This is a genomic window from Streptomyces longhuiensis, assembly GCF_020616555.1.
Taxonomy (GTDB): domain Bacteria; phylum Actinomycetota; class Actinomycetes; order Streptomycetales; family Streptomycetaceae; genus Streptomyces; species Streptomyces longhuiensis.
On record NZ_CP085173.1, the window covers coordinates 1,351,099 to 1,363,295 of the forward strand.

Annotated in this window: 12 protein-coding genes; 5 read left to right on the forward strand and 7 right to left on the reverse strand. The window is 72.2% G+C overall.

Annotated features, from left to right (window positions below; all coding sequences use genetic code 11):
* Nucleotides 1-9 precede the first annotated feature (9 nt).
* Nucleotides 10-897: an oxygenase MpaB family protein gene (locus LGI35_RS06490; RefSeq protein WP_227292939.1), complete on the reverse strand. Its 888-nt coding sequence runs from the start codon at nt 895-897 to the stop codon at nt 10-12.
* Between the two features lie 157 nt (nt 898-1,054).
* Here LGI35_RS06490 and LGI35_RS06495 point away from each other — a divergent pair, with 157 nt between their 5' ends.
* A complete protein-coding gene (locus LGI35_RS06495) occupies nt 1,055-1,756 on the forward strand; it encodes an alpha/beta hydrolase (RefSeq protein WP_227292940.1) in 702 nt (233 codons plus the stop codon).
* Between the two features lie 69 nt (nt 1,757-1,825).
* On the opposite strand, the gene lysA is transcribed toward LGI35_RS06495, so the two are convergent.
* On the reverse strand, nt 1,826-3,100 hold the full coding sequence (gene lysA, locus LGI35_RS06500; RefSeq protein ID WP_227292941.1) for a diaminopimelate decarboxylase: 1,275 nt from the start codon (nt 3,098-3,100) through the stop codon (nt 1,826-1,828).
* 93 nt (nt 3,101-3,193) lie between these two features.
* Here lysA and LGI35_RS06505 point away from each other — a divergent pair, with 93 nt between their 5' ends.
* Nucleotides 3,194-4,777 (forward strand): PucR family transcriptional regulator, encoded by a 1,584-nt coding sequence (locus LGI35_RS06505; protein ID WP_227292942.1) that lies wholly within the window; start codon nt 3,194-3,196, stop codon nt 4,775-4,777.
* Here LGI35_RS06505 and LGI35_RS06510 read toward each other — a convergent pair.
* Entirely contained in the window at nt 4,758-6,239 is a 1,482-nt protein-coding gene (locus LGI35_RS06510) for an APC family permease (protein WP_227292943.1), read from the reverse strand. The two genes, LGI35_RS06505 and LGI35_RS06510, sit on opposite strands and share 20 nt — an antisense overlap.
* Before the next feature lie 356 nt (nt 6,240-6,595).
* On the opposite strand from LGI35_RS06510, the gene LGI35_RS06515 reads away from it, so the two are divergent.
* Entirely contained in the window at nt 6,596-6,886 is a 291-nt protein-coding gene (locus LGI35_RS06515) for a hypothetical protein (protein WP_227292944.1), read from the forward strand.
* Between the two features lie 34 nt (nt 6,887-6,920).
* Here LGI35_RS06515 and LGI35_RS06520 read toward each other — a convergent pair whose 3' ends face one another.
* From LGI35_RS06520 to LGI35_RS06530, 3 genes are all read right to left on the reverse strand, one after another.
* Nucleotides 6,921-7,397, reverse strand: a complete 477-nt coding sequence (locus LGI35_RS06520) for a GNAT family N-acetyltransferase (protein ID WP_227292945.1) — start codon at nt 7,395-7,397, stop codon at nt 6,921-6,923.
* Between the two features lie 242 nt (nt 7,398-7,639).
* A complete protein-coding gene (locus LGI35_RS06525) occupies nt 7,640-7,822 on the reverse strand; it encodes a hypothetical protein (RefSeq protein WP_133305482.1) in 183 nt (60 codons plus the stop codon).
* 130 nt (nt 7,823-7,952) lie between these two features.
* Entirely contained in the window at nt 7,953-8,912 is a 960-nt protein-coding gene (locus tag LGI35_RS06530; RefSeq protein ID WP_227292946.1) for a class I SAM-dependent methyltransferase, read from the reverse strand.
* 77 nt (nt 8,913-8,989) lie between these two features.
* On the opposite strand from LGI35_RS06530, the gene LGI35_RS06535 reads away from it, so the two are divergent.
* Nucleotides 8,990-9,628 (forward strand): helix-turn-helix domain-containing protein, encoded by a 639-nt coding sequence (locus tag LGI35_RS06535; protein ID WP_227292947.1) that lies wholly within the window; start codon nt 8,990-8,992, stop codon nt 9,626-9,628.
* Between the two features lie 49 nt (nt 9,629-9,677).
* Entirely contained in the window at nt 9,678-10,076 is a 399-nt protein-coding gene (locus tag LGI35_RS06540) for a TOBE domain-containing protein (protein ID WP_227292948.1), read from the forward strand.
* Here the strand turns inward: LGI35_RS06540 and LGI35_RS06545 are convergent.
* Complete coding sequence (locus tag LGI35_RS06545) at nt 10,030-11,661, reverse strand: PucR family transcriptional regulator (RefSeq protein WP_227292949.1); 1,632 nt, start codon at nt 11,659-11,661, stop codon at nt 10,030-10,032. The genes LGI35_RS06540 and LGI35_RS06545 overlap by 47 nt on opposite strands.
* Nucleotides 11,662-12,197: the final 536 nt, after the last annotated feature.

A 12,197-nucleotide genomic window follows, 5' to 3' on the forward strand; every position in this document is an offset into this window, starting at 1 on the left:
GAGGCGAAGTCAGGCCGCCGGTGGGGTCGGTAGGGGCCGGTTGGGCGCCATGGCCCAGCGCACCAGCGACGTGACGCCGCGGCCGAGGGGACGGACGGCCACGGTGTCGACCAACGGCAGCCGTGGCAGGCGCAGTTCCGCCGCCGCCCAACTGGGCAGCAGGGAAACGGCGTTCGCGGCGAGAACCCCGTACGGGAGCCGGGCGACCCATGGCACCGGCGGGTCGAGGAGAAGGAAGCGGGCGGCGCTGCGCGCCTCGGGTGTCGCACGCAGTTCACGCCGGTACGCCGTGAACCGCTCGGCGAGTTCCTGCCGGTTCGTCGGCGGGTCCAGGACACCGAGCGCGGTGGCCACACGCGCCGCGTCGGCGACGTATCCGTCGCACTCGTCGCCGGTCAGCGGGTGGGCGCCGTACCGCTGATGAGCGCGCAGGAAGCTGTCGACCTCCGCGATGTGGACCCAGCCGAGCAGATGCGGGTCCCCCGCGCGGTAGGCCTCGCCGTCGGCGGTCACCCCGCGCACCCGCGCGTGGGCAGCCCGCACCCGGTCGCAGGCCTCTTGGGCACCGTCGGCAGGGCCGTATGTCGTCATCGCCAGGAAGGTGCTCGTGCGCTGGAGCCTGCCCCAGGGGTCGCCGCGGAAGCCCGAGTGGGCGGACACCGCGGCCATGGCGAGGGGGTGGAGCGACTGGAGCAGCAGGGCCGAGATCCCGCCGATGAACATGGACGCGTCCCCGTGCACCGTGCGGATGGGGCGGTCCGGGCCGAACCAGCGGGGCCCTGGGGTCTGGTGGATACGGACACGGTTCTTCGGCCCCTCCGGGCCCGCGACACGGGCGAAGAGGTTCTTTCCCAGCCGCTCCTGCACTCCGCGGCCGTCCGGTCCGGTCAGTCTCATGGTGACGTGACGTCCCTTCGGATGCGCGTATCCAGCCTACTTTGTCCGGTTGCGGCAGGTCGCTGTGTCCGTCCCGGCCACCCGGAGAGACTTCGCTGCGGCGGTGCGGCAAGGATGGGGTCATCATGCAGCATTCCGGCGTCCTGGAGGAACGGCCTTGAGCGCAACGATCCGCACCGTGTCCTATCCCACCGGCAGTGAGCACAAGCCGCTCGACATCCACAACTCGCTCCGGACGGAAGGGCCTTGTGTTCTTCTGTGGCACGGCATCGGGACCGACGAGCGCGATGTGATGGTCCCGCTGGCCCAGGACATCGCCGGGCTGGGCCTCACCGTCCTCGTCCCCGACTGGCGTTCGGACACCCCCGACGAGGGCCGCGCGCATCTCACCGATTCGCTGCGGTTCGCCCGCGACTTCGCCGGCGACTCCCGGCAGCTGGTCGTCGCCGGCTGGTCGGCGGGTGCGGGAGCCGCACTGGGGGTGGCCCTGGACCCGGAACTGCTCGATGGATGGCGACCCGCCGCGGTCGTCGGCATCGCGGGCGGCTACCGGCGCCCGGCGCGCACCACGGGAGCCGTGCCCCTCCAGGCGCTCGGGCGCGCCACGGCACGCGTGCCCGTACGGCTCGTGCACGGCACGGAGGACGCCTCCGTCTCCGTCGAGTCCTCGCGGGAACTGCACGAAGCGCTGAGTGCGCAGGGCTGGGACTGCGCACTCAGCGAACAGGCCACCGATCACGCCGGGGTGCTCGGCTCCGTGTACGACCCGGCGGCGGGCCGCTGCGTTGCCGGTGCCTCCGTCCGCGCCTTCGGCCTGGCGACGGCCCAGGTGGTGGCGGCCGTCGCTCGGTCGGTGTAGCCGGGGATCCGGCGGCGGGGGCCGTCGGGCACCACTCCCCCTCAGGCGCCACCCCCTATCAGGACCCCGTCACTGATCGCGGCGCAGCAGGTCCTCGTACGTCTCGCGGCGGACCACCGCGCGGGCCTCGCCGTCACGGCAGAAGACGACCGGGGGTCGGCGGGCGCCGTTGTAGTTGTTGGAGATCGAGTAGCAGTACGCGCCGGTGACCGGTACCGCGATCAGGTCGCCGACGGCCGGGGCCCGCAGCGGGACGTCACGGATGAGGGTGTCGCCCGACTCGCAGTGGCGGCCGACCAGGTCGCAGGGTTCGCCGCCACCGACGCGGGAGGTGACGGTCGCCTCGAAGCGCTGGCCGTAGAGCATCGGTTCGAGGTTGTCGCCCATGCCGCCGTCGACGGCGACGAGGGCGCGGGGACGGCCCCGCTTGACGGTGACCGCGCGGTAGAGGGTGAGCGCCGACTCGGCGACCAGGGACCGCCCGGGCTCGATGATCAGCCGGGCGTTCGCGGGGAGGTGGGCGCGGGCGGCGTCGGTCAGGGTCCGTACGTACTCGTCGACCGTCGGCGCCCGGTCCGCGTAGGTGTAGCGGACGCCCAGGCCGCCGCCCAGGTCGTACACGGCGTGCTCGCCCAGCTCGCCGAGGGAGGCGATGGCCTCGACGGCACGGGCGAACGGGGCGGTGTCGAGGAGCTGCGAGCCGACGTGGACGTGCACGCCGTCGAGGTGGAGCCGGTCACTGGCGCGGATCCGGGCCGCTGCGCGCACGGCGTCGGGCACGGAGAGGCCGAACTTGGAACCGGCGTGGCCGGTGGCCATCGCCTCGTGGGTGTCGGCCTCGACGTCCGGGATGACACGGATCAGGACGCGCTGCTCGTCCGTGACGATCTTCTCCAGGCGGTCGATGTCGTCGAAGTTGTCGATGACGATCGTGCCGGCTCCGGCGCCGACCGCCATGCCGAGTTCCTCGTCGGTCTTGGCGTTGCCGTGGACGACGAGCCGGGCCGGGTCGGCGCCCGCGGCGAGTGCGGCCACGAGTTCCCCGCCGCCGGCGACGTCCACGCCGAGCCCCTCCTCGACCATCACACGGACGACGGCGGTGCACGGGAAGGACTTCGACGCGAAGACGACTTGTCCGTTCGGCCAATGGCGACTCAGGGCGTCTGTGTACTCGCGCGCGCGGGCCCTGAGAGCACCTTCGTCGACGATGACGGCCGGGGTTCCGAAACGCTCGGCGAGGTCGTCGAGGCGGCACCCACCGACGACGATCTCGCCGTCCGGGGCGAGATCTGTCCCCTTCGGGAAGAGTCCGACGATATCTGAGGTGGTGGTCGTGGCGCTCATGGGCGATGGCTCCTGTCCCTGGTCGATGGGCCTATCCTGACGGCTCCCCCCATCGCCATCACCGGCGTCCCGCCCCAGGAATCGAGGCCCCCATTGTCTGATCGGACAAACCCCGACGGACGGGCGGCGGGTTCCTTGCGCTTCCTGGTCGGCTCCGCCGGCCCCCTCCGCGTACTCACAGCGCCCGGTGGCCTCGACGTCTCCGTGCGCGGCACGGTCATCCACGACCCTGGCGACCCGCTGCCCGCGGCCCCGTCGGCGCTGCTGCTGCTCGTGGGGGCGGACGTGGCCGATCCACGTACGGGCACCGTGCTGCGCCGCGCGGCGGCGGAGGGTTACGCGGGGGTGGTCGTCAAATGCCGTGGCCAGGAGGCGGATCGGCTGACGGCCGAGGCCGAGCGGTGCTCCCTGGCGGTCCTTGCCGCCGGCGACGCGGTGCCGTGGCGGTACGTGGATGCGGAGATCGGCTGCGCGCTCGCGGCGTACGGAGTGGGTGACCTGTCCCCGTCGGCCCCCGCCGGGAGCGAGGAACTGTTCTCGCTGGCCGACGCGGTGGCCGCCGTCGTGGGTGGCTCGGTCGCGGTCGAGGACCTGGACCAGCATGTCGTCGCCTACTCGAACGTCCCCGGTCAGCGCATCGACAGTCTGCGCGAGCGCGGCATCCTGGAGCGGCGGGTTCCCGACGACCCGGGCCAGCGGCAGCAGTACCGCGATGTGCTCGCGGCCGACGGTGTGGTCCGGTTCCCACGAGCGCGCGACGAACTGGCGCGCGCGGCGGTCGCGGTGCGGGCGGGGACTCTGCCGCTCGGGACGCTGTGGGCGATCGAGCCGGAGGGCGGCCTGTCGGAGCAGGCCGAGTCGGCATTGCGGGACGCGGCGCGGCTGGCGGCCCCGCATCTGCTGCGCGCGCTGAACGCGACCGAGGCCGAGCAACGCATGCGCCGGGACACCCTGCGCGCGCTCCTGGAGGGGTACGGGCCGCCGGCCGACGAGGCGGCGGCGCGGCTCGGGCTCGGCCAGGGGGAGAAGGCGTGCCTGGCCGCGTTCGCCCCGGACGAGGGCGGCGCCCTCATCGCCCACCTGGAGTCGTCCCTGGTCCGGTACTGCGCGGCGCATCTCCCGTCGGCGACGGTGACGGCGTCGGCACGTGCGGTGTACGTGCTGCTGACCTCGCTCTCACCCGCCGCCGCGCGAAGGTTCGCGGACGGTGCGCTGGGGACCGTACGGGCTGCCCTCGGTACGCCGGTGCGGGCCGTGGTGACGCGGGCGTACCCGGATCTGCTGCGGGCCGGTGCGCTGCGGCGCGAGGCGGACGACATTCTCCGGGCCACCGACGGCGACGGGGGCGGCGCGCCCGCGGCCACCGCGGAGGACGTACGCCATGTCGTCCTGCTGAACCGGCTCGCCGACGAGTTGCGCCGGGAGCCGTGGCTGCGGCTGCCCGGGGTCGCCGCGCTGCTGGCGCACGACGCGGAGCAGGGCACCGACTACGCGGCGACGGTCACGGCCTGGATGGACGCGACCGGCGACGTCGCGAGCGCCGCAGCCGGTCTGCGGGTGCATCCCAACACCCTGCGCTACCGGCTGCGGCGCGTACGCGAACTCTTCGGCCTCGACCTCGACGACCGCGAGGTGCGGCTTGCCGCCTGGCTCGAACTCAGGCTCGCGCAGCGGTAGTCGAGACGTCGGCTTCCCCGTGCTCGTGGGCCGAGGCCCGCTCGCGCAGGGCGGAGTGGCGACGGCCGAACACCAGGTAGAGCGCCGCCGCGAGCACCAGCCACCCGCCGAAGAGCGCCCACGTGATGCCCGGCAGCAGCCACGCGAGGTAGAGGCAGGACGCCGCGGACACGATCGGCACGACGGGATACAGGGGCACCTTGTACGGCCGCGGCGCGTCGGGGGCGATGCGGCGCAGGACGACCACGGCCGCCGCCACGGCCACGAACGCGACGAGGGTTCCCATGCTGGTCAGGTCGGCCAGGTACTGGAGCGGCACGAACGCGGCCAGCGCTCCGACGCCGGCGCCCACGATCCATGTGTTGTCGACGGGCGTGTGCCGCTTGCGGTCGACGCGGCGGAAGATCTCGGGGACGAGCCCGTCGCGGGCCATCGAGAAGAGGATGCGCGTCTGCCCGTACAGGGTCACCAGCACCACGCTGAAGATCGACACCACGGCACCGGCCGACAGCAGCACGACCGGCCAGCCCGCGCCCGTGACATCGCGCAGGATCTCGGCGAGGACCGCCTCGCCCGCGTCGGCCTGCGCACCGAACCGGCCGGCGGGCTGCGCGCCCACCGCCGCCAGGGACACCAGGATGTACAGCACCGTGACCGCGCCGAGCGTCAGGACCAGCGCGAGCGGGATGGTGCGCCGCGGATCGCGGACCTCCTCGCTCGCCGTGGCGACGGTGTCGAAGCCGACGTAGGAGAAGAAGACGGCGGAGGCGGCGACCCCGATGCCGGACGCTCCGTGCGGCGCGAAGTCGGCGAAGTGACCGGCCCGGAACGCGGTGAACGCCACGGCGACGAACAGCACGAGGACGCTCAGCTTGACGCACACCATGACGGCGTTGAGGCGTGCGGACTCGCGCGTGCCGCGCGCCAGCAGCAGGGAACAGAGCAGCACCACGACGAGCGCCGGGATGTTCACCACTCCCCCGGCCCCGGGCGGCTGGCTGATCGCGTCGGGCAGCGTGAACCCGAAGAGCGCGTCGGTGAGTTCGTTGAGGTACTGCCCCCAGCTGACGGCCACGGTGGACACCGCGACGCCGTACTCGAGGATCAGACACCAGGCGACCAGATACGCCGCCCCCTCACCGAGGGAGGCATAGGTGTACGAGTACGTACTGCCCGCCACCGGAATCGCGCCGGCCAGTTCGACGTAACAGAGCGCCGCGAGTCCCGCGACCACCGCCGCGACGACGAAGGAGAGCACCACGCCCGGTCCCGCCTTGGGGACCGCGGTGCCGAGCACGAAGAAGATGCCGGTGCCCACGACGGAACTGATCCCGAGGAGGGTCAGCTGCGTCAGCCCCATACTGCGCCGCAGACCGCCCGGCCCCGAGGCCTCGCTCTCCGCCTCGCCGATCATGCTCTCCAGCGGCTTACGGCGGCACAGTTGACGGGCCGTCACGCGCATGCGTCCTCCTGGATGTCCTACGCCCCGCGGTGGATCGCGAGGGGCTGCGGGGGATGCTGCGGCACCCGGACCGCGCACTCAACGTCGGATCCGTACAAGAGCGGAAGGACGCTTTGGCCAATGCGACAGGTGCGCGAACTATGCGTCGTATCGCCGGAAATGGAGGCGGCGACGCAGGTGAAAGCGCAGGTGAGAGCTCCGGCGAAAGCGCCTTCTCCGATTGGCAGTTGATGTCCGCCTTTGTGCGGTGATTACGGCGTTCGGGTGCTGTGGCGGACAGGACGCAACCAACCGGTGGCCCGGCAGCCTCCTGACCGACACAGACCGACACAGTCCGACCGTCGTGAGGAAGTGCCATGAACTCTTTTGCCACCGTCCTGCCGACCCCCGACCTGGACACGGGCGCCGACTTCCTGCTCCCGCTGCCCGACCCGGCGCAGCGCCTGGACCTGGCTCCGCCGGCCCCCACGTGCCTGACCTCCCGGGACCGGCACCGCCTCAGCCTGAACGCCACGCTTACCACCGCCGGGATCCCGCCTCACCCCGACGACATGGAGGCCATCGACGCGCTCAGCGCCCTCGACGACACCGTCGCGCTCGCCGTCCAGAGGTGGCTCGCGTCCCGCCCCACCGCCCTGCTCGGGTGACGTGAGGCACCGGCCCTGTCCCGCCGCGGACGCCCTACAGGGGCTGGTCCATCCGCACCTGCATCGGCCGCAGCCCGATGGCCTCGTAGAACGGCCGTGCCGCGACGTTGAACTCCCATACGCTCGCGACCAGGCGCCGGCATCCGGCTCGGCGTCCCACTTCACGGACGGCTTCCACCAGCGCCGCACCGACCCCGCTCCGAGCGGCGGCGGGGTCCACGGCCAGGTGTTCCATGGAGACCACCGCGGCGGGCAGGGTGATCACGGATGCCTCACGTCGCTCGACGCGGCAGAACGTGTAGGCCACCACTTCACCCTCGTCCGACTCGGCGACCAGGAGGGTCGCGGCCTCGTCCCTCAACCAGCCCCGGAAGCGCTCCGTCATCCCTGCCTGCGAAGGCTCGGCGACGAACAGGTCCGGCCGGTGCCGTGCGTGCAGCCGCTGAACCATGCCGCTCAGACGGACCATGGCGTCGATGTCACCGGGGGAAGCCTCACGGATCCTCGTCATCACCCCATGGTGGTGAGAACCCCCCACGACCACCAGCCGGATTCCGGCCCGGCGCGGCTCCCTCCTCGCGCGCGGTGAACCGCCGGTCGCGTCCTGCTCCAGATGGCGCACCGCGCAGGCGGGGGCGGGGGCGGCTATGGGTACATCTCCGCGTGCTCACGAGCCTCATGCTCACGTGCCTCTGCCGGGCACGTCGCAACGCCCTCGCGCCGGAAGCGCGGGGGCGTTGCGGCGTCGACGTGTCAACGTCTCAGGCTCGACTCGGCCACGCGGGCGGCGATGGCGTTCACCTCGTTCTGGGGCAGCCCCGCCTCGCACACGATGGTCACCACGCGACCGTCGTCCAGCGTGGCCCGCCGCACCCCGACACCCAACGGCACGGACGGTTCCCGCCGTGTCTCCACTTCAAGTTCCTGCTCGGGCATGCGCGCTCCAACCCTCGACGAGAGGCCACGGTAAGCACAGCCGGGAACACGGATCACGCCAGCCACACAGGCGCATCACACAAACGAGCCCTCACGTTCCACGCAGACGGAGCACCCCGTCGTCCGGCCGTCAGGACGCCCGGCGCACACCCGCGAAGACGGTGGTGGCCGAGAGCACGAACGCGTCGGGGCGCCGCAGGATGCCCTCCGGCGCCGCGTCGTCGAGCAGGATGTCGAGCGTCTTGCGGTCGTCGGCGTCCAGGGACTCGCTCATCACGTCGCGCAGCCGGGTCAGTTGGTTGTGCAGAAACGTGCGGGCCGTCTCCCCCAGGGGCGCCGGCAGGTCGAGCAGGTACGTGAAGCTGCCGACGTCCGTGAGTCCCGCCTCGCCGAGCATCGCGGGCCAGTCCTCGACCGTGCTCGTGCTGCCCGGCAGCTCGGAGCGCATCCGCTCGAACCAGTACTCCTGGAGGGCGTCGAGCCGCGCCTGGAAACCCGGCTTGCCGATACCGATGTCGCGGGGGAGGCAGCGCATCGGCAGCCCGCCCTCGGCGACCGCGAGCATGCCGCCGGGCCGCAGTGCTCCGGCGAGCGCGTCCAGCACCCCCTGCTGATCACCGATGTGGTGCACGGCCTTGCTGCTCCAGATCAGATCGGCCTCGCCGAGACCGCCGCCCGCGCGCCCGTCGCCGACCTCCAGGTCGCCGGGCAGCTCCGCGTGCCGGATCGCCACCCTGTCGCCGAGTCCGAGACGCCCGGCTCGGGCCAGAGCGCGGTCGAGGAGTGCGGGCGCGCCGTCCACCGCGACGACTTCGGCGTCCGGGAAGGCCTCGGCGAGCGCACAGGTCATCACGCCCGGGCCGCTGCCGATGTCGAGGATGCGGCGGACCTCCTTGTCCGGGCCGAGCAGGTCAGCGAGCCGGGCGGCCGTCTGCCGCAGGACCGGGAGATGCAGGTCGCCGTTGTTCTCCAACGTGTCGGCCATGGCCTCCCAGTCGATCTCGGTGCTGTCGGAACCGTGGTCATGCCCGTGACCGTGATGCCCGTTCTCGTGTCCGTGGCTCTGCGCGGGATTGCTGTGTGTGCTCATGGCCAGGAGAGTGCACCCGTCGCGCATGAACGGCAATCTGTGTTGCCATTTCCGGGACAGCCGGGTGAGATGCCCGCATGGAGAAGGTGGATGACGTGGCCGACACGGACGACACGGACGACACGAATGACGTGAACGAACCGGTGCCCTATCAAGCGGTCCTCGACGAGGTGGCCCCGCGGCTGAGACGGCTGCGCGACCGGCGCGGTCTCACCCTGGCGGCGCTCTCGGAAGTCACCGGCATCTCCAAGAGCACCCTTTCCCGCCTCGAGTCCGGGCAGCGCCGCCCGAGCCTCGAGCTGCTGCTGCCGCTGGCCGGTGCGTACGGTGTGCCTCTGGACGAGCTGGTCGGCGCTCCCGAGGTGGGGGATCCCCGCGTCCGGCTGACGCCACGCCCGATGCCGAGCGGCGGCACGTTCGTCCCCCTGACGCGGTCGCCCGGCCCCCTTCAGGCGTACAAGATGGTCATCGCCGACCGGGGCTGCGAGCCGGATCTCCGTACGCACGAGGGCTACGAGTGGCTGTATGTGCTGGACGGCCGGCTGCGGCTCGTGCTCGCCGAGCACGATCTGGTCCTCGGACCGGGCGAGGCCGCCGAGTTCGACACCCGGGTCCCGCACTGGTTCAGCAGCGCGGACGGCCGGCCCGTCGAACTCCTCAGCCTCTTCGGGCGTCAGGGGGAACGGATGCACGTCCGCGCCAAGCCCCACCGGTGAGCCGCCTCCCCATGGAGAGCCCGGCACCCGGCACGGCTAAGGTTCCGATGTGTCGTCGTACAGCATTGGCCAGGCCGCGCGCCTGCTCGGGGTGAGCGGGGAGACCGTGCGCCGGTGGGCCGACAGCGGCCGCCTGACGATGGGGCGGGACGGGACGGGGAACCGTGTGATCGACGGTGTCGGTCTCGCGCGGTTCGCCAAGAGCCGGGCCGCGGAAGCCGATCGGGGCGTGGCAGAGGCGCCGCGCACGTCGGTGCGCAACTCGTTCACCGGGATCGTGACGGCGCTCAAGGCCGACGACGTCGTGGCGCAGGTGGAGATCCAGGCCGGGCCGCACCGGATGGTGTCGATGGTGACGCGTGAGGCCGTCGAGGAGTTGGGCCTCGCCGTCGGGGTCACCGTCACCGCTCGTGTGAAGTCGACGAGCGTGCACGTCGACCGTTCCTAGCCGGGGTCTCACGGCTCAGCAGCGCGGCCCGGAGGTCGGCGCGGTCGTAGAGCCGGGAGAGGTCACGGCCGGTGAAGTGCTCGATGCGCTGGATGCGGTAGTGGACGGTGTTGACGTGCAGGTGCAGTGCCTCCGCCGTACGCGCCCATGAGCCGTCGCAGGCGAGGAAGGTCTCCAGGGTCTGCAGCAGCGCGGACGCGGACGCGTTGGTCTCGTCGAGCAAGGGGCCCAGCACGGTGCGGCTGAACGCGGCGCGCACCTCGGCGGGTACGCCGGTGAGCAGTGTTTCCAGGCCGGTGAGCGAGGCCGCGTCGGTCAGCCGCGAGGCGCCGGGCGTGGTGGTGCGGGCCGAGGTCAGGGCGTAACGGGCCTCGGCCAGCGCGCCGTTCAGGTTCCGGGGCTCGGCGGCCGGGGTGGCGATGCCCGCGTGCAGCGGGTCGGACGGCTCGGTGGCCGCGAGCAACGGCCATATGTCGGCCAGCGCTTCGCTCACGGCGTCCGCCCCTGCGATGAGGGCGAACGCGGTGCCGTCGGGGAGCCGGCCCGCCGCGGCGCCGGTGTGCGGGAGATGTGCGGCCGCCTCGGTCAGCGCGCCCTGCGCCGAGTCCTCGAAACCCGAGCCGACTTCGGCGACGACCACGCGGTACGGGCCCTCGGCGGGTAGCCCGCAACCGCGCAGCGCGGCTTCGAGCACCGCCCTGTCGGTGTCGGGCGCGGTGAGCAGCGTGCCGAGTTCGCGCACCGCGCGGTCCCCGTCGGCCCGGCGGCGGGCCCGGATTTCCTGGCATCGGCCGAGGACCTCCGCGATCTCGTGCAGCATGCGCGGCGGGGCGTCGTCGGCGTCGGGCACGTGCAGATGCCAGCGCTCGTAGGGCGAGACCGTGTCGGTGTCGGCCTGGACGGGCACGGTGACGGACACCCGGCCGAGCGCGGGACCGGCTTTGATTCCTGAGGAGTTGTGGCTGTTCCTCTGTGCGGGGGACGTGCCTGTCGCGATCAGGGTGGCGGCGTCCCGCGTCGGGAGATCGGGCGAGGCGGCGGTGGCGGCCACGGTGCGTCCCGTCGGTGTGAGGACGTAGGCGACGGGCCGGTCGAGGTGGGCGAACGCGGCGTCGACGATCGCGGCCGGGTCCGCCTCCTGCGCCAGGAGCCGACTCAGCGTGGTGCGCACGTTCTCGGGCAGGGCGTGGTGGCGGCTGAGCTCGCCCCACTGCTGGAGGTACACCGTGTCCGTGATGGCGCGGAACATGATGTGCGCCGGGACGGCCGCGACGGGGAGTCCGTGGCGGCGGCATGCTTCGACGAGGTCGTCCGGGACGGCGCCGTGCGTCTCCTCCCCCGCGAGAAGCACGGCCGCCCCGGCCGTGCGCAGCGCGGAGACGAACCGGTCCGCCTTGGCCCGCCCGCTCCGCTGCGTCCACCACACCAGGCCGCTGAGCACGACCTCGGCCGGCCGCACGAAGCGGGCCGGGTCCTCGAGGTCGGTGACGGTCACGCCGCTGATCTCCTGCCGCAGGTGCGGTTCGTCGGCCCAGAGCAAGCGCAGGCCGAGCGACTCGTCCCTCAGGAGATGTTCGATGTGCATGTGCTCTGACTCCCTGTGTACCCGGGGACGCAGGAAAGCGGCATCCCGTTTCTCACATTCGCCAGGCGAGTGCGAGTCATCGCATCGTAAATGCCAGAGCGCGAGAGCGATATGGGTCTTGGTTGAACATCCAAGGACCCGCCCCGCAGAGGTGGAGATTCCGTGCTGCGAACCAGGGGTCGGGACAGCGGTACGTGCAGCCCGTCCGCTCCCGTCACCGCGATCCGGAAGCGGCATGTCCGCGTCCACTCGTAAAGAACGACCCTCAAACGACCCCGGGCATGTAGTGAAAACCGGCCGGTAGATCGTCACCGTAGAGACAGGTCCTTCTCTGAGGTGCAGCGACGCACTCAGGAGCGGGACCGTCCGACTGTTCCGGCAGCGGTCACACGGTGTGTCCGTCGAACGTGCCGGTCCGACCACAGGAGCGAAGTGAGGCGATACGTGATCCAGGTGCGCGCCGTCGACGCGAATGTCCGCGCCGAGCGCACAGGCACGCCCCCGCCCGCTCCCGCCCGGTCCCTCCTGTCGCGGAG

Coding starts and splice junctions, on each gene's coding strand:
- LGI35_RS06520 (WP_227292945.1), bottom strand. CDS start 7,397: ATGACGAGGATCCGTGAGGCTTCCCCCGGTGACATCGACGCCATGGTC.
- LGI35_RS06525 (WP_133305482.1), bottom strand. CDS start 7,822: ATGCCCGAGCAGGAACTTGAAGTGGAGACACGGCGGGAACCGTCCGTG.
- LGI35_RS06515 (WP_227292944.1), top strand. CDS start 6,596: ATGAACTCTTTTGCCACCGTCCTGCCGACCCCCGACCTGGACACGGGC.
- LGI35_RS06535 (WP_227292947.1), top strand. CDS start 8,990: ATGGAGAAGGTGGATGACGTGGCCGACACGGACGACACGGACGACACG.
- LGI35_RS06545 (WP_227292949.1), bottom strand. CDS start 11,661: ATGCACATCGAACATCTCCTGAGGGACGAGTCGCTCGGCCTGCGCTTG.
- LGI35_RS06510 (WP_227292943.1), bottom strand. CDS start 6,239: ATGCGCGTGACGGCCCGTCAACTGTGCCGCCGTAAGCCGCTGGAGAGC.
- lysA (WP_227292941.1), bottom strand. CDS start 3,100: ATGAGCGCCACGACCACCACCTCAGATATCGTCGGACTCTTCCCGAAG.
- LGI35_RS06530 (WP_227292946.1), bottom strand. CDS start 8,912: ATGAGCACACACAGCAATCCCGCGCAGAGCCACGGACACGAGAACGGG.
- LGI35_RS06490 (WP_227292939.1), bottom strand. CDS start 897: ATGAGACTGACCGGACCGGACGGCCGCGGAGTGCAGGAGCGGCTGGGA.